11 protein-coding genes and 7 pseudogenes are annotated in these 16,895 nt (G+C 57.9%); 12 read left to right on the top strand and 6 right to left on the bottom strand.

Annotated elements, in window-relative coordinates:
* Positions 1–46 precede the first annotated feature (46 nt).
* Together ectB and PYH37_RS30230 are read right to left on the bottom strand one after the other, a co-directional pair.
* Positions 47–1,321, bottom strand: a complete 1,275-nt coding sequence (gene ectB / locus PYH37_RS30235; RefSeq protein WP_280736640.1) for a diaminobutyrate--2-oxoglutarate transaminase — start codon at positions 1,319–1,321, stop codon at positions 47–49.
* A 1,169-nt stretch (positions 1,322–2,490) separates the two neighbouring features.
* Positions 2,491–2,649 carry a hypothetical protein gene (locus tag PYH37_RS30230; protein ID WP_280736305.1) on the bottom strand — a complete coding sequence of 53 codons (159 nt, stop codon included), beginning with the start codon at positions 2,647–2,649 and terminating at the stop codon, positions 2,491–2,493.
* Positions 2,650–2,819: 170 nt separating this feature from the next.
* On the opposite strand from PYH37_RS30230, the pseudogene PYH37_RS30225 reads away from it, so the two are divergent.
* The 11 genes and pseudogenes from PYH37_RS30225 to PYH37_RS30175 all read left to right on the top strand — a co-directional run.
* Positions 2,820–3,639: pseudogene (locus PYH37_RS30225) on the top strand (cytochrome P450 family protein); the annotation flags it as partial.
* Between the two features lie 403 nt (positions 3,640–4,042).
* Positions 4,043–4,258 (top strand): hypothetical protein, encoded by a 216-nt coding sequence (locus tag PYH37_RS30220; protein ID WP_280736306.1) that lies wholly within the window; start codon positions 4,043–4,045, stop codon positions 4,256–4,258.
* Positions 4,259–4,350: 92 nt separating this feature from the next.
* Positions 4,351–4,929 carry a nuclear transport factor 2 family protein gene (locus PYH37_RS30215; RefSeq protein ID WP_280736307.1) on the top strand — a complete coding sequence of 193 codons (579 nt, stop codon included), beginning with the start codon at positions 4,351–4,353 and terminating at the stop codon, positions 4,927–4,929.
* Positions 4,926–5,823, top strand: a pseudogene (locus PYH37_RS32605) (SDR family oxidoreductase). The gene PYH37_RS30215 and the pseudogene PYH37_RS32605 overlap by 4 nt, the downstream one beginning before the upstream one ends.
* Positions 5,724–6,683, top strand: a complete 960-nt coding sequence (locus PYH37_RS32600) for an SDR family oxidoreductase (RefSeq protein WP_425336220.1) — start codon at positions 5,724–5,726, stop codon at positions 6,681–6,683. The pseudogene PYH37_RS32605 and the gene PYH37_RS32600 overlap by 100 nt, the downstream one beginning before the upstream one ends.
* A 57-nt stretch (positions 6,684–6,740) precedes the next feature.
* Positions 6,741–7,805: an LLM class flavin-dependent oxidoreductase gene (locus PYH37_RS30205; protein WP_280736641.1), complete on the top strand. Its 1,065-nt coding sequence runs from the start codon at positions 6,741–6,743 to the stop codon at positions 7,803–7,805.
* A gap of 606 nt (positions 7,806–8,411) precedes the next feature.
* Positions 8,412–8,641, top strand: a pseudogene (locus PYH37_RS30200) (AAA family ATPase); the annotation flags it as partial.
* Positions 8,631–8,817, top strand: a pseudogene (locus PYH37_RS30195) (NifB/NifX family molybdenum-iron cluster-binding protein); the annotation flags it as partial. The pseudogenes PYH37_RS30200 and PYH37_RS30195, both read left to right, overlap by 11 nt.
* A 12-nt stretch (positions 8,818–8,829) precedes the next feature.
* Positions 8,830–9,309 carry a NifX-associated nitrogen fixation protein gene (locus tag PYH37_RS30190; RefSeq protein WP_280736642.1) on the top strand — a complete coding sequence of 160 codons (480 nt, stop codon included), beginning with the start codon at positions 8,830–8,832 and terminating at the stop codon, positions 9,307–9,309.
* A 1,689-nt stretch (positions 9,310–10,998) separates the two neighbouring features.
* Positions 10,999–11,703 (top strand): DsbA family protein, encoded by a 705-nt coding sequence (locus PYH37_RS30180; RefSeq protein WP_280736308.1) that lies wholly within the window; start codon positions 10,999–11,001, stop codon positions 11,701–11,703.
* A gap of 6 nt (positions 11,704–11,709) precedes the next feature.
* On the top strand, positions 11,710–12,444 hold the full coding sequence (locus PYH37_RS30175) for a cytochrome c biogenesis CcdA family protein (RefSeq protein ID WP_280736309.1): 735 nt from the start codon (positions 11,710–11,712) through the stop codon (positions 12,442–12,444).
* A 149-nt stretch (positions 12,445–12,593) separates the two neighbouring features.
* On the opposite strand, the pseudogene PYH37_RS30170 reads toward PYH37_RS30175, so the two are convergent.
* A pseudogene (locus tag PYH37_RS30170) lies at positions 12,594–12,823 on the bottom strand (transposase); the annotation flags it as partial.
* A 114-nt stretch (positions 12,824–12,937) separates the two neighbouring features.
* Here PYH37_RS30170 and PYH37_RS30165 point away from each other — a divergent pair.
* Positions 12,938–13,981 (top strand): IS110 family RNA-guided transposase, encoded by a 1,044-nt coding sequence (locus PYH37_RS30165; protein ID WP_280736310.1) that lies wholly within the window; start codon positions 12,938–12,940, stop codon positions 13,979–13,981.
* 330 nt (positions 13,982–14,311) lie between these two features.
* Here the strand turns inward: PYH37_RS30165 and PYH37_RS30160 are convergent.
* The 3 genes and pseudogenes from PYH37_RS30160 to PYH37_RS32590 form a co-directional block, all read right to left on the bottom strand.
* Positions 14,312–14,564 (bottom strand): annotated as a pseudogene (locus tag PYH37_RS30160) (IS30 family transposase); the annotation flags it as partial.
* A 247-nt stretch (positions 14,565–14,811) separates the two neighbouring features.
* Positions 14,812–15,821 (bottom strand): annotated as a pseudogene (locus PYH37_RS32595) (IS110 family RNA-guided transposase).
* Between the two features lie 321 nt (positions 15,822–16,142).
* Positions 16,143–16,646 (bottom strand): 4'-phosphopantetheinyl transferase family protein, encoded by a 504-nt coding sequence (locus PYH37_RS32590; RefSeq protein WP_425336222.1) that lies wholly within the window; start codon positions 16,644–16,646, stop codon positions 16,143–16,145.
* Positions 16,647–16,895: the final 249 nt, after the last annotated feature.

Below are 16,895 nucleotides of genomic sequence, written 5' to 3'. Positions count from 1 at the left end.
TGCGCCCCGGAATGGTCGCGGGCTCATGCGGATAGGACTAACTGCTTCAGGCACTCGCGTGGACAGACGTCTCGAAAATATCCAGACCACGTTGAAGCGTCTCCCAGTCAATCGTCAGCGGAGGAAGAAGCTTGACTACCTGGTCCTCGGCGCCGCATCGCTCTACAACAAGCCCATCTTCAAAGGCTTTGTGGACGATTTTGTGGGCTAGGTCTCCTTTACCGCAATCGAGCCCCAGCATCATGCCCCTGCCGCGCACGGAAAAGCAGTGATCTTGGTTCTTTTGGGCAATCTGCCGAAGACGCTCGCTCATGACGCGTCCTGTTTCTGTGACGCGCCCAGAGAGTTCTTCATTCGTCCAATATTTTCGTAATGCAGCAGTCGCCGTTACGAACGCAAGGTTATTGCCTCTGAAGGTCGCACTGTGTTCGCCCGGTCGCCAAACGTCTAGTTCCGGTTTGAGAAGCAAAAGGGACAGCGGCAGTCCACTCCCACTGAGGGATTTAGACAGGAGAATGATGTCTGGGGATAAATCCGCAAATTCAAAACTGAAGAAATTGCCCGTTCGTCCGCAACCTGCCTGAATGTCATCGACAATCAGGAGGATGCCGTTGTTCCTGCAGAGCCGCTCGACCGATTGCAGCCACCCCTTGCTCGCAGGATTGATGCCTCCGTCGGCCTGAACGGTCTCCAGAATTATGGCTGCCGGCAAGTCGACACCACTACTTGCATCCGCAAGCACTTTTTCCAGATATTCCGAAGTATCCTTATCGGCTCCCCAGTACCCGTCGTAAGGCATAAATACTGCGCCGCCTGACGGCAGACCTGCTGCATCTCGAAAGTATCTATTGCCTGTTACCGCAAGCGCGCCCAAACTCACTCCGTGATATCCGTTCGTGAATGAAATTATACTGTGCCGCCCAGTAACCTTCCTCGCGAGTTTCAAAGCAGCTTCGACCGCATTGGCGCCGGTGGGACCGGTGAACTGAAATTTGTACGTCAGACCACGTGGGCACAATATTGTTTCCTCAAAAGACTCTATAAACTCCCTTTTTGCTGTCGTGGCCATATCCAGCCCCTGGATGATTCCGTTCGCCTTCAAGTATTGCACAGCATTGTTTAGCAAACAGGGGTCGTTGTGACCGTAGTTAAGGACGCCTGCGCCGGCGAGAAAATCGATAAACTCACAACCATCCTCGTCCTCGAGAATGGCTCCTGCGCTCTTCCTGAACACAACAGGAAATGATCGCGAATATGAGCGCACGTTCGACTCGAGGTTTTCGAAAACGGATAACGAGTTGGAGCTACACTCTCGAAGCATCATGTTTCCTCCATCAGACGTTCGGCGCACAGCAGCGCCAGTACTAGGGAATGTCTCGGACTTGCCCTGTCAGCTAGGGTCGAATTGAAATTCAAGCGGGGCCCCCGCAGTTTTAACCGGCAGTCGAGGTCCGCGCACCTACCAAGTATGGGAGTACATATCGATACCGGAACAATACTCGCCAAATGTGCCGTTTAATCTTCCCCAGTTTGCCGGCTTGACCGGTCTTCCGGGGCGCGCCCCGGAATGGTGGCGGGCTCATGCAGATAAGCGAACGCCGGCTCGGCGATGGCCATACGCTGATCGACGATGACGGGGGAAGTGGACCGGGATATCGCCAGAGCACGGCAGCGCCCTGACGATACGCGCCAGCTATCTCCGTGCTCGTTCGCGCGCATGATTACGCGCCAGCATATGCGTCGATCAGAGCCCGCAATAGTGCTCAAGAGGACAGTTTCTGCCCTGCGGTGAGATGTGCGGCGCGCCCAGGCGCGCAGCCAACAGATACTCCGTCCACATGACATTCGTGTTGAAGCGCAACGTTCCTGCGCCAAAACACCGTCAATGTCGCAGAAGTGCGTGTTCCAGGCCGCCCTCCGCCAGCTCTTGGGGTAAGCGTTACGGGCGGCCTGGAGCAAGCACAGCGACGCCTCACTCCCTTGATAAGGACACTTGAGCGACCTGAGCCACCGGGCTCGAGGCCGGCGATGTTCTCGATCAGCGAGGATTCGAGTGCGGCCGCATCGTCGCGCCGTTCCATGGTGGCGCAAGGCAGGGCTTCGATCGACTGCAGAATCAGCATTATAAATAGCCTTTTAGCGAGCGTCTCTATGCTGGCTGTGGGCGTTTGGGGTGGCCCTATTTTAGCACCCTCAATTCGCAATGGCTGTCGCAGTCTACCTAGCACTGACATTAGCCTATGCGACAGTGCGATAATAGCGCCGATCAACAAACTACTCTTATCCCTGAGCGCAAACACAATAGGATCGTCGTGTAATCCACGCGATGGCTTAGGAGCCAGACCCTCTGCAGCTATAGGAATACGCCAGCCGGCGCAACATAAAGCCAAATGCTTGCGGTACACGGGCATCGAGTGCGATGAAAAGCAGCATGATGACGATCGAAGCGGAGCCCGAAGCAAGGCTGGAACCCAGGTGAGCGGCCAATCGTCAGGCAAGTATCCGCGCCCTTTTGATGGCGTTCCTCCCTATTGAGCACGCGCGCATTGCTTCCACATGGCGCTTTGCCATCGACAGCGAAAAGAAGAACATGGCTGAAAAGGACAAAAGCCAAGGTGAGAATGCCAGATCATTCAGCACCTGAGCCATGACAATCCTCTTTGTGAACAAGGCTCCGATGACCGTCACATCGACTAGCGAGTAGCGCCTCAAGCGGATTGCCTGGGCCGTTTGCGCCGTCTTTGCACACGTGATCGTCAATAGAGAAAGACGTTCCGCCCGGACTGGTGCGGGACTTCAGTCTTTTCGCGTCGCCTGGCATGGCGCCGACGCCCAATGGGGATCCGCATGCTGCTGTCGCTTCCGTTCATGACGGCCCGCCGATCTTTTACTCTCCTTCCAACACGCGTGATGGACGAGGTACCTGGGTCATAACACGTGCGAGAGACCAGCGCCGAATCCTGCAGGATACAGAGACTTTTTCCAGCCATCGCAGCATCTTCGCCTCCGCGCTGGGCGAACACTGGCCGGTCATCCCGCTCGAATTGGACCCCCCGGCCCATGCCGTATTTCGTGCACTCTTAGATCCTCTGTTCTCATCCAAGCGGGTGATGGCACTGGAGCCGACTATCCGCGACAGAGCAGGCGCGCTGATCGACGGTATAGCGAGAGAGAAAACCAACTGTGACGTCATGAAGGATTTTGCCTTGCCATTTACGGTCAACGTCTTCCTCAGCTTTCTGGGCCTTTCACAGAGGCAATCCGAAGTACTCGTTGGCTGAGTAAGCGATTTGCTCCACGGTAACGCAGAGAAGCGAACGGCAGCAGCCCGGTCGATCGTGGCCTTCCTTGACGAAGTTGCAGCAATGCGCCGGAAGGTACCAGCTGGCGACTTCATGACCTTCGTCGTGCAGGCGGAGATCGACGGCCGCTCTATAACAGAAGAAGAAGTCCGTGGCATCGGCGTGCTCTTTTTGGTTGCGGGACTTGACACGGTCGCAGCCGCCATTGGCTTTGACATGGCCTATCTTGCACGTAGAGCACCAGGAGTTGTTGCGAAACGAACCGGATCGGCTCGTGCTCGCCGCTGAAGAATTGCTGCGCGCCTATTCAACCGTTCAGATAATCCGCGTGATTACCCACGGTGGCCATTTATTCGGGATTAATAATCTCATTCTGACTTGGGCCTGATCGGACAAGAAGCGACGATCGCTCCCATGCGTATTCATCGTTCGCCGCTTCCTTCACACTCACCGCACGAAGCGGGCCGTCCGAAACATCCCGTCGGCTTTGTCGAATTGATGACACGGGCTTGTTTGATCCACTTCCTGCACACTTGCAACTAAGTAACTGAAAAGGAATTCTAAAATTCATCAAGGGAGCTCCCTGTGGAATTGGCATGACCTTTGAACTGCCTGGGTTAAGAGCCGCCAACTGCTGCGGAGTAAACACGCTCCCTACAGCCTCGACTGTAGGAGGCCTCGACCCGTGGTGCCCACCTCGAGAGTGGGAAGTTGGACTCTCGTAAACGAAAGGAAGTCAAATGGTCAAAGCGCAGAAAAGCCCTTTGAAACTGTCGAAAAACTCTTTCTCTAGTCAGTCCCATGTTATCAACCGACGCGAGCAGTTGATGCACGCTTTTGAGGCGCAGAAAATGGTTCATTCGATCTTCGAATCTGCGGCCGGGGCAGGGATGGAAATGACACTGAACACGATTGGTACGCTGCGGGCCAACACCGCTGCTGGCCACGAGAGTTAGGCGCGGCTTGGTTGCGCACGGACCAGTACAGATCACTACCGCATAAGCCGCGGAGTGGAAACGCTTTCGTATCTTCAGAAGCTCTATAGACGATGGATCAACCAAGCATAAACAAACTCTTCGACCAAGAAGCAATCCGCGACTGTCTCCATCGCTACTGTCGAGGGATCGACCGGGCAGACGAGGCCGCTTTGAGCAGCTGTTATTGGCCCGATGCACGTGACAATCACGGAAGTTACTCCGGCTCTGCCGAGGGGTTCATTCAGCTTGCGCTTAGCGTCTTCAAAACTCAGCCGCGCAACATCCACCAGCTTGCAAACATAATGATTGAGTTCCTGGGCGCGGCAGAGGCTGCCGTCGAGAGTTATTTCACCGCGCTGCAGCGAGGTCCAGACGAGGCAGGCGAGATAAAGCAGGTGCTCCTTTGCGGACGCTACTGTGATCTGTTTCAGAAAAGGGAAGGGGAGTGGCGCATCGCCGAACGGACCGTGGTCTATGATTGGGTCGAGGACCAGAAGCCTCCAGCGTCCTCGGAAACAGAGCGGTTCGGTCCTCGCCAACCGATTGGGGCGCCGCATCCGAATGATCCGATTTACGAACTTTCGAAACGGCGCGTTCCTGCGGAAAGTCATCCAAAGGAGCGGATTGGCAGTGGAGAAGAAGAAGCATGATACAACTGCGGTACCCTTCGTTTCCTGCCGCCAGGGCCTGTGCTGTGAGGACACGCCTAGACGGTCGCCTGGTTCAGCCGGGGCGGGTAATCATCATCACAGGTGCCGCAGGGGGTATCGGCCGTGCGCTAGTCGATGCTTTTGTCGCGAATGGAGATGTTGTTGTCGCGGTGGACCTCCCGGACAGCGGCGTAATTGAACTTGGCCGCAATCTCGGCCAGCCCCACCTCGGCCTTGAGTTGGACGTGTCGCGAGAGGACGATGTCGTCGCACTCTGTGCCCTTCTGGAAAAACGATCCCCGCAGATTGCAGTGCTTGTCAATAATGCGGGGAAGGCCGACCATGGCTGCGACCGTCGATACTCCTGTCGAAGATTTTCAACGCGCTCTAGCAGTAAACCTCATCGGACCATATTCGGTGGCGTGCGAAACCGCGAAGCTGATGAAACCTGGCGCCGCCATCGTCAACGTCGCTTCGCTGGCTGGCCTGCTCGGCAACCCGAAGCGCAATGGCTACGCCGCTTCGAAAGCTGCTTTGATCTCCATCACGAAATCGCTGGCGTGCGCATGGGCTTCGCGCGGCATCCGCGTGACAGCGGTAGCGCCCGGTTACGTGCGCACGCCAATGGTCGCGAAATTGGAGCGCGCTGGCAAGCTCGACGCCAGCGCAATAAGGCGCCGCATACCGATGGGCCGACTGGCTCGCCCGACGAGATCGCGCGCACCGTGCGTTTTCTGGCGAGCGAGCAGGCAGGTTACATCACCGGATCCACACTTGTCGTCGACGGTGGCTGGATGTCGTTCAACCAGTCGGGTGGTGCGTGCCCGGCTCAGGGTAAGACTCCCGGAGCGGAACTCTCACGCCCGACCGAGGGCACGGATGCGCGAACGGTAGTCGTCATGGGCGGCGCTAAAGGCATAGCGGCAATCGCTCGCCGCTTTGCGACGAACAGCGACACGGTTGAGATCGCAGACGGAGACGGTGGTGCAGCGTTAAAGCTCGCTCAATTGCTCGGCGACAAGCACCTGTCAAAACGCGTGGACAGGACAGTCGAGAGCGAGGTCGTCGCGTTCTTTCAAGAACTGCGGGAGCGCTTCGGCGACACCGACGTCTTCGTCAACGCTGGTGGCATGAATGACACACTCCTCCCGGAAATCGAGCAGGCGCCGGCAGCCCTTGAACACCTACTGAATGTCAATCTTACTGGCGCCTTCACCTGCGTGCGCGAGGCCGCTATATCGATGCGATCTGGCAGCGTCATCCTGAATCTCGAGGCGAGTTGCAGCTTCTTATCTTTCGCAACCAGTCATGCCTACGGCGCATACAATGCTGATATAGAGATGCTTACTCGGTGCATGGCGGCCGAATTCGGGCCACTTGGGATCCGCACAGCCACAGTCGCTCCAGGTCACATCCGCGCGTCTCACGGCATTCAGTCGGAAATGCTAACCGCTATGCACTCGACATCGCTGCGACGGGAGACCCTATGGGCAGGGTTGGGGAACCGGAAGAAGTCGCCGAAGCTGCGTACTTTCTGGCTTCGTCTGATGCCTTCTACATCAACGGCTCGATCCTGCACGTGGACGGAGGCTGGACCTCGTCCAAAGACGTCGGAGACGACAGCGAGCTCGACGCGGCAATATCTGCGGAGAGTACATGGCAACGGCTTCTCTTTCCCTGAAGCGACACGTTTTAGCTCTGGCGCTCCGAGCACAAAGGGACCATGGCATGATCTTTGGAAAACTTTCTCGTGAATCGAGGCGTGGGCATCACGAGCGGTGCGATCCCTGATCCGAAAACAAGGAGACACCATGGAATTCGCAACGTTCATTCTGGCTGCCCAGCGCGGCTATCATCAATCTCCCGACAGCGTGATCCGCAACTCGATAGAGCAAACCATTCTTTCGGAGCAGGCTGGCTTCAGCACAGCTTGGTTCGCCGAGCACCACTTCAACAACTACAGCCTCGTCCCGTCGCCCTTGCTGATGGTAGCCCATTGTGCCGGATTGACGAGCACCATTCGCCTCGGCACCGCAGTCTGCGTGCTGCCGCTCTACCAACCGCAGCGCTTGCTAGCGGAAATCGGCTTTGTCGACGTCGTTGCGAACGGCCGGCTCGAACTCGGCGTGGGTTCGGGATACCAGCAGTTCGAATTCGACCGCTTCGGCGTCAATATAGATGAGGCGCCGGCTGTCTTTTCGGAATACCTCGACATCTTGCTTAAGGGTCTTAAGCAAAAGATCTTCTCCCACAGCGGTCACTACATACAGATACCGCCGACGGCAATTTCGGTGCGCACCCTTCAAAAGCCGACCCCGCCGATCTGGATTGCTACTGCGTCTTCTAAAACCATGGCCCGAGCCTATCGTGAGGGACACAACCTTTTCGTCACGGCCCTCCATGACGGCTTAGAAACTCTGGGCTTGCTGCGCGGCATCATCCAGACGGCCGCCGCATCCGAGGGCAAGGACGTCCGCGACGCCAAGGTATCGTTGCTGCGCTGCTGTTGTGTCAGCGATGATGGAGCGGAAATCAACAGCTATCTCGATAACGCCCGCTTCCAGCGTCGGCTGTCCGAGGCACTGCATCAGCGTCGGGAACAGAGTCAAGACGGCTACATGCTCGAGGAGATGCCGACGCATCAGGATCTGTCGTTCGATACTATGCGCAAGAACCTGCCCATCGGCAGCATAAATCGCGTGATTGACCGCCTTCTGGAAGAGATCGAAGTCTTGAAGCCGGACCAGATTGCAATTCAGACCCAGTTGGGAGATTTGAACCAAAAGACGATGCTGCGCCAGATAGAGCTCTGGGGTGACAGGATCATACCAGCGGTCCGGAAATCTCTCGCGCAGCCGAAGTTGTATCGTGCCTGACTTTCAGGTCAGCTCACTTCACTCCGGCCCCGTAGGAGCGCCCGGCAAGTGCAAGCCGCGTCGCAGATGTCGGCACACAGTCAGCTGAACTCTTCGCGAAGCACTGGCTCGTGGACGGTCACGGGACGCATGCACATTCATACGACAGACTAACAGGCTTCAGCGGCAGTCGTTTGAGCTCCGACGGCCGCTTCAGTCGCGACCTAATCGGGTGGGAACCGGGAGAGATCTGAACTTGATGGAACGGCTGGCACTTCGAACTGACATAGCGTCCAAGAAGAGCCTTCTAAACCCGGTCCCCTTAGTCCTTGATCGGCAGCATCATCTTGTCGGATCCTAAACGTCAGATATGCAACGCTACACGACAATTGCTGGCGATTGTCGGTTCCGCGACAAAGAGTTGCTTACTGAAGCGGGTGGTCTCTTTTCGAACTAAGTAGCTGAGAGATTAGGAGCATCAGCCCCTATTTCGTCCACGCCGCCGAGTTGGCACGGGTTTTGTAACCCTTCTTGTGCAGGCGGCGGAAGCTGCCGGCGGCTTATGTTGCGGGCAACCGCGATGGTTCGAACACAACGAAGGAAAGCAACATGGCAGGTCTGCGTTAAATCGCATTTTACGGGAAGGGCGGGATGGCAAGTCCACCACCTCACAAAATACGCTCGCCGCCCTTGTCGACCTCGGGCAAAAGATTCTCATCGTCGGCTGCGACCCTAGGGCGGATTCCACGCGCCTTATCCTCAACGCGAAGGCGCAGGACACGGTACTGCATCTCGCCGCGACGGAAGGTTCGGTTGAAGACCTCGAGGTCGAGGATGTGCTGAAGGGGACCTTCCGCAGCCAAGGTCGTATCGGCGAAAGTTCATCCGATAAAAGTGGGGCACCCCGAACCTATTCAAGACGTACTTTCGCGAACCCAGAAAATGCTCAGGACGGCTCCTCCGCCGTGGTTGCGAAAGGTGCTGGCGCAAGCAGGCAGTCGCCGAAAAAAAGCCGTTCGAGGATGAGGAGTGAATCATGAAAAAAATGTCGGTCCCTGCGGGCACGCCCGCTGTCAACGAGGACGAGGCGGCCCTTGCCGCCCCTTTCGTCAAATGCCTCGCGCGGCTGATCCGGGCTCAGGATACCTATGGGTTGCAAGACGGCGCATCGGACGCGGAGCTGTTGACCCACTTCATCATCACCGAACAGCAGCGCCGTGAAATCCCGATCATCGGCGATCCCGATCCAGACGTGCTGTTGAGGTTCAATATCTTTTACACCGCCGTCGGGCTTACAATCGAAGCGCGCACCGGATTGGTGGCGTCGCCGACTATGATGATCAGCCATGAGGGCTTCGGCCGAGTGCTTCTGACGACCGGGCGGCTGGTCGTGTTTTCGAAAACGGTGCGCGACGTCCACCGATTCGGCTTCGCGACGCTTGGGAAGCTCGCGGAGGCCGGTGCAAAGCTAGTGGACGATGCGATCGCCGTCATCGAAGCCTATCCCGACGTGGCGCGGGCCTGACGGTAAATCCGGCAATGATGAATCGCGGCCTCTCTGCGCTTGAGGGGCCGACGTGGGCAGCGGGACTGATCTCTCGATTCACACTCACCCAGTCCCGCTGCCGTCACTGCCACCAAACCTGAGGCGCGAGCTACCGGAGTAAGGTGCACCGATGTGCCACCAATGATTAGCAGACCGCCCGGATAAGTTGGACAACAACCATTGCGGCTGGAGGCGGCCTGCACCGGCGTTGCGAGTGCCCGCTGCGGGGAGAGCGCTTGTCTTGGAGAACGGATGAGCCCGGTTCTTTGCGGCGCCAGATGGATGCCCATATCTGACCGCTACCTCAGGCACGGTCTGCGTCGGCCGCGGCTGCTGCTGTATGGTTTCGCGGCGGGCTAAATGTTCGATGCATGCAGGGAGAAATGGGAGCGACGTCGCTCTCAAACACCGAGTCGGAATGCGCAATCGTCATGAGGGACTAGACTGTGCCCGAATAGCGAGACGCCGCACGAAAATGGTGTCTCGTTGAGAAAGCCCGAAAATTGGACGGTGACCCCCTGCGTGCTTAAGCACCACTCGCGAGCTCCATGGCTTCGTCGGGGATCGGACATGCGAGCGCCAGGTTCGGGAAGATCGCGCCGTCGTGATCGCTGTCGGCGTGGAGATGAGCCGCCGCCTGATGTTCGGCCGCAGATCGTGTTTGCGGATGAGGCGGTGAATCTTCTTGTGGTTCACGATGAGGCCCTGCTGCCGCCGGACGCAATGCGATAGCCGTAGACTCGAACCCGTCGCAGAGCGCGACTATGGTTTCGACGATCGCATGTCGTCGCCCGCTCTTTCCGGGTCATAATAGGTGGATCGCGCGACTCCCATGAGCCGGCATCCTTCGGCGCATCGTCAAATGCGCCTACCTCGTACTCCTGAACCCAGATGCGGATAAGGTTGGCGACACCTAGTGGCGTTTTGCCATACCATGCAGCGTGTGGCGCGCGAGGAATTCCTGCACGACCTGACGTTTAAATTAGACGTTGTGACTGCGGTATTTTGCCATGGGTCTTCTCTCCGGAAACCCGGTAGGCCGGTCAATTCCTCATTCCGATCTGTCCAGTCCGAGGTTAGGACTGTGCGAAACTTGGATATGAAGGTTTCTCGCCTCCTTCGTTCCGTAGGTTGCCACGGTGAGGTTGACGCCTTTGATCGCCAGCAGTCGTCTGCCCGCAGGATCGTCCCATGTGCCTGTGCGATCGGTATCTTTTTGGTGAGGTAACCCGGTGTGCCGAGCTGCTAGCTCGAGGGGAAGTTTCTATCGACAGAACTTGAGACCACGTGGATCGCCTTTGGGCAAATCGCCGGTAGCGTTCAGGCTGCTGTCAGCTAAGGCTGGCAGAAGGGTGGTTATCGGCACAACCTGACGGAAGACCTTGCGAACTAGCCGTTCCTCGTCTGGCACCGTACAGCAAGGTTTTCCCTAAATCCTTAGCGATCGAGAAGAAGTCGTCGCAAGCTATTTGCGAGTGGTTATCCAGCACCCTGCCCAGGCCAGGTGGCCAACAAAAACGAAGGTCGGAAAAACTGTGACTTTCAATAGGAGATTATCATGATCGTAATCGCCCGCTCTGCGTGGCAGGCGCTTCATCGCCAGTTCAAAAACAATGGTTTGACGGGCGGTCGTTGCCAGGCGGCTCCCCAGAATGAGGAGAAATCGCTATGAGGCTAAGCTGGAAGTCCGTTTACTTTGTTCTGGCAGGCCTTTCACTGCTATATGCAATCCGGTACCTGGACCAGCGACTTAGTTATGTGCTCACTACTCCGGAAGTCATCGCCGAATCAGTGAACGGGACGGAAGCACCTCGGCAGGTGGCAAAAGACAACGAGCTGGCGGCCGTTATTGCGCAGCGGCACGACGAAATCTTCAACGATCCTGATTCGCCGGTTGGAGCCAACCCAAAGGGCAGCACCAACCTCGCGGAGCTCTTCGATTACAACTGCAACTACTGCCGCCAGGCGGCACCGATGCTCGCTGGACTGGAGCGGGACGACAGAGATCTGCGGGTCGTCTTCAAGCAAAACCCCGTCTTCGGCCCCGACTCAGTCTTTGCTGCCCGTGCCGCCCTCGCCAGCCGGAAGCAGGGCAAGTTTCTCGCTTTGCACGAGGCGCTGATGGCACACCCCGGCCCGGTCACCCAGACTTCAACTTTGGAAATCGCCGCCCGGCTCGGGCTCGACCTCGAGCGGCTCAAGAAGGATATGGAAGACCCCGCGGTCGATGAGGAAATCAAGCGCACCAGAGCGCTCGCCCGAGACCTGCACCTCTTTAGTGTGCCCTCCTTCGTCATAGGCAAGGAGATCGTACACGGTGCGCGCGATGCCGACGAGATGAAGCGGTTGATCAAGTCGGCGCAGGGGCTTTAGGTATAGATGTCGGCGATCTCAAATATCGGCCTGATAACAGCTTTCATGGCGGGGCTCGTCTCGTTCCTGTCGCCCTGCGTCCTGCCGCTCGTGCCAGGATACATCTCGTATGTTTCGGGCAATGCGCTCGCCCGGCAGGATGATGCGACTGCCGGCCGGCTCGTGACGCTGTCGCTCAGCCTCTGCTTCATACTGGGCTTCTCGGCCGTCTTCGTCGGGCTCGGCGCGACCACTACGGTCTTCAGTCGGCTTCTCTCTTCCTATCGGGACGAGGCGACACTCATTGGCGGCGCGATGGTCATTTTCCTCGGCGTGTTCATGACCGGCCTTGTCCGGGTGCCCTGGTTCGAACGGGATCTGCGCTTCCATGGCAGCATCCGCGGCGGTCGTCCGATCAGTGCGTTTTTGCTGGGACTCGCCTTCGGCTTTGGCTGGACCCCGTGCATCGGTCCCGTGCTGGGCGCGATCCTCACCGTTAGTGCGCTCTCGTCAACGGCTTCGGCGGGCATTGTTCTCCTCGCCATCTATTCGCTGGGCTTCGGCGTTCCGTTCTTGTTGTCCGCGGTTTTTGCCGATCACCTGATGCGGCGCCTGAAGGCCGTGCGAAAACTTGGGCGCGCGCTGCAGGTCGGCGCGGGCGGCGTCATGGTCGCCATGGGTGTCGCCATGATGACCGGCACGATGACGGTCTTCTCGTTCTGGCTCCTGGAGAACGTGCCGATACTTGCGGGGATTGGCTAAGAGCGGGACATGCTTCAATGAGCTACGTGTCACTTTCTCGACGGGACTGATCCTTCACACTGAGCCAGTTCGCACGCCAATGCGCTACTCACTCGGCAGTCGAGCTGAATCCTCGGGTGTAGGTCCACGCCGAACTGTGACGTGTGACGCTATCCGACACGCCGCATTTGCGGAGCAGTTTCTTGCGGAAGACTTCCGCGGGCGTCCGGTAGCCGAGGCACTTCCGCGGTGTCGAGTTGAGCCGGTCGCAGATGTCCTTCAGCTCGCCGTCGCTGATCGACAGGGGATCCACCTCTCTCGAAAGCCATTTGCGAACCCGGCCATTGGTGTTCTCGACCGTGCCTTTCTGCCAGGGCGACTGCGGGTCACAGAACATGGGGTAATCGCGGCGCGACCGCCCCAAGCAGATGCTACCGGGGGTGGTTGCTCCCGATAAGATGGTGAAACGGGCTCACGATGGGAAACCGGGCCCAACATCAGATGGAGAGCAACCATGGACCAGTATATTGGGCTTGATGTTTCATTGAAAGACACAGCAATCTCGGTTCGGGAGGACGGCAAGCGGATCTGGCGGGGAAAGTGCCCTTCGGACCCAACGCTTCTGGCCGAGCTTATCCGCAAGCACGCGCCGCACGCCAGGCGCGTCGTCTTCGAAACGGGGCCGCTGTCGACGTGGTTCTATCATGCCCTGACGGCCGAAGGGGCTCCGGCGATCTGCATTGAAGCGCGGCACGCGCAAAAGGTATTGAACGAGACACTCAACAAGACCGATGCCAATGATGCCGATGGTCTGGCGCAGCTCGCAGAAGCCGGCTTTTACAAAGCGGTTCGGGTCAAGTCGTTTGACGCTATGCTGACCCGCGCGTTGGTGGCGGCCCGCAATCAGCTCCTGAATCTCTCAACCCAACTCGGCAATCAGATCCGCGGTGTCATGAAGACCTTCGGCCTTATCGTACCCAAAGGCACAGGTCGGGTTTTTGCTACCCATGTTCGAGAGCTCCTGGAGAGGCAAACTTCTCTGGCACAGATCATTTTGCCCTTGCTTGATGCGTGGCACAATATTCGCAAGCGTGCGGCCATTCTTGACCGTCAGCTCATTGCAGCGGCGCGGCAGAGCCCGGCTACGAAGTTGTTGATGACAGTTCCAGGTATCGGCGCCATTACGGCGGTCTCTTACATCGCCGCCATCGAGGATCCGGAAAACTTCCGAACTTCGCGCTCGGTTGGCGCCTGGCTCGGGCTGACCACCCGCCGCTATCAGTCGGGCGAAGTCGATTATGACGGCCATATCTCACGCAGAGGCGACAACCGGCTGCGCGGGCTGCTTTACGAAGCGGCGACAACGCTGCTGACGAGAACCAGTGCCAGAACTGAGAGCAGTCTCAAGAATTGGGGACTTAAGCTGCGCGAGCGGCTTGGCTTTAAGCGGGCGGCTGTGGCCGTCGCCCGCAAACTCGCGGTTATCATGCATACCATGCTCAAGACGGGAGAAACCTTCAATCCTTCAGCCGGCACCAACGCATTAATGAAGGTCTGACAGCCGATTACTCTCCGCGCATCACCTTTCTGGCGCGACAAGGCGTCCCTGTCGTGGACGTAGGTCTGGCCATTCCGTGAAGTTGGCGGCAGCTCCCAGAGACTGCGCGCAGAACATAGGAAGACCTTGCCTGCGAAGACCATCATGCGGCGGGCTTGTACCGACCGCGAAGACAACCCTGTTCCCGACATACGATTGCTCTCACGTCAAAATGGAGCGCTGGGCGACGACTAAGAACATGAATGCGCCATATGACGTTGCCGAATCCGTGCCGCGCTGGCATTCGGAGCTCATCGCGCATACTCAAACGCGATTGACTCGTGAGCCGCGATCAGACAACCACCTCTGTGTTCCGATGCCAGCCTGCAGATAGGGCCATTCGCTGAACTCGGTGCCACGATCAAAGGTGATCGAGCGTCGAGCAGCGTGGGGCAGGGGTTGGAGCACCTCAATCAGTCCATGATCGGTCTCGATTGCCGGTCGTTGTTGCGCAGGAAGACCGCAAAGCGGCTGACCCGCTCGACCAGTGACGTCACGTTGGCTTTGCCGAACTTCTTGCGAACTGAATGAGATCGCACTCCCATGTGTGGATACCCCGGGCGATGCAAAGGCTGTTCGGACAGTTTGAACGTGAGATCGGGTGTGGTCATGTGTCAGGCCTCTATTGAAGCGGCCTTCTGTTGGCCGCGGGGCGGGTATGGCGATGCGAAGGTCGGGTTCCATATCAATGCCGCGGGCGCGAAGCCCTCTGGGAGTGCCTGGTTTTTCTGACCTCGATCTTGTCGATCCGTTGTTCCTATCCGAAGTCCTCCTCACATCATCGGTAATGCCTAGTTTCGGCGTTGCGCCGACACAGGCACATCCCGAGATTCCTGATCGCTTGTCGTCATCGCCCAGATAGCGCGCAGCGTTTTGTTCGCAGGCGCAATCGCGACCAACAGGCGCGGTTTGCATCGAGCATCTGTTTGAGCCAGAATCCACTCGGTGCCCCGTTTTTCAACGCGCTCGAATGATCAGAAGCCGTCTGATGTCGCGCTGTCCCATTTTCGATGTGCGTCCCAGTTTCTGACGACCGCCGGTCGACCTTTGCAACGGCACCAGCCCGAGCCACGCTGCGAAGTCGCGCCCGCTTTGTAAGCTTTTCATATCCGGCCCGACAGCTTTGATTACCGCTGACAGGGCCGATTCCAGGCGCGGTCTGCAGACGAATTGCTTCGGGACCACGCTTGGCGTCATCTTTCATCTGCCGCTCGACGGCAGCAATCTTTTCGTTACAAGTTCGAAGCTGGTCCAGCTGAAGACGTGCGAGTTCAACGACCAGCAGGGCGGCGCCGTATCGGGGTCTTCGATCTCACGCTCCAGTTTCCGTCAAAAGGGAGACCGGCCGGGATGGCGATCCCATATTCCATGAGGTGGCCGCGCAATGCATTGGCGATTTGCTTGCGCTGGCGGACCAGGAGATTGCGGGTCTTAAACACCATGGCCCGCGATTGCTGCTCAGCGGTTTTCACCGGCACGAAACGCATGATCGGCCGGACCGCAGCCTCGCTGATTGCCTGAGCATCGGCTGCGTCGTTCTCATGCCTTTTGACAAACGGCTTCACGTAGATCGGCGGGAAGTCGAACCTCCTGGCCCATAGCACCGATCTCTCGCGCCAATAATGTGATGAAGCACAGGCCTCCATCGCCACGATCGTTGGCGGATGGCTCGCAAGAAAGGTGCGCAGCTGACCTCGCGTTAGCTTCTTCCGGAACAGCGGTCTGCCGGTAGCGTCTGCACCAGCGGTTGGAACACAGATTTAGCAAGTCTATCGCGATTACAGCGGCGCTCTCCATGAATACCTCCAAGCAGTGAACCTAGGCAGAATGATACATTGCGCTGCGGGCGAGGAGGGGTATCCACACCATCAGTGCCCGAACTGCTTGCGTTCGCCCACAGTGTCAGGACGATGAAGAAATGTTGAGTTCCGGGCTGAAGCGGCGACCGTCGCCGTCGGGGGTGCCGCGGCCTGGTCTCGCACGACGCTCCGGCAGTTGCCGCACTGTCAATCGGCACTGAAAAATTGCATGCCGAAACTCAAGTTGGCCGTTCTTGTCGAGCCACAAATGCAGAAACTACTTCAATTCCCGCGGATACGATCTAGCATGGAGGCCAAACGCTCTAGGCGCGAGCGGTCGAGCCGGGGTGCTGCGGCGCAACAAACGAACCTGTGCTTTTGGTAACGGCGCCGCTCCAATCACCTGCGGCGGGGAATCCATGCACGGCCAGACTCTCAGGAGCGACAGGCCGCGCCGTTACGATCGATCCGATGAAACCAACCTTTGTTGGTAAGTCGTATACGTGCCAGCAGTGGCTTCCATGCTCGTTCCGAAGCCACAGACGCGCACCGTTGGGGCCAGTTTGTCCCGAGAGTGGAACCACGACCTGCGACAGGGGGTGGGCAAGTCCGAGTCCCAGAGCCTTTACTGCGGCTTCTTTACGAACCCAAAGGCGCAACAGTAGTTCAGGAGCATTCGTCCTCGTCCGAAGCCGTCGCCATTCTGCCGGCGACCAAATGGTCTCAAGCCAGCTCCATTCAACCGCTTGGTCGAGGCATTCGACGTCGACGCCGAGCAAAGGCTGGTGAGAGACAGCGACAAGTGCCAGATCGCCGCTCCGGCTCATCGAAAAAAGAGGCCCTCCGAGAACGTATGGTCGACGCCATCGGCTGTACGCAAGTTTCACATCCCAGGGCTCGATAAGCAAGCAACCGGCCAAGATTTCGCGTAGGGCCACGTGCGCCGCTGCAAACCTTCGAGCGTCGTGCCGATGCTTCAAACGATGATATCTTTCCTGCTCTTCGTGATCCAACCAGCCAAGGCAGTCCGGCCACGGGTGGGTCGGAACGTTCAGATCAATCTGCCAGATCTTCAC

Origin of the sequence: Sinorhizobium numidicum, from assembly GCF_029892045.1 — a bacterium.
Lineage (GTDB): Bacteria > Pseudomonadota > Alphaproteobacteria > Rhizobiales > Rhizobiaceae > Sinorhizobium > Sinorhizobium numidicum.
The sequence above is the reverse complement of the archived record's forward strand: the minus strand, read 5'-3'. Positions and strand labels throughout refer to the sequence as shown.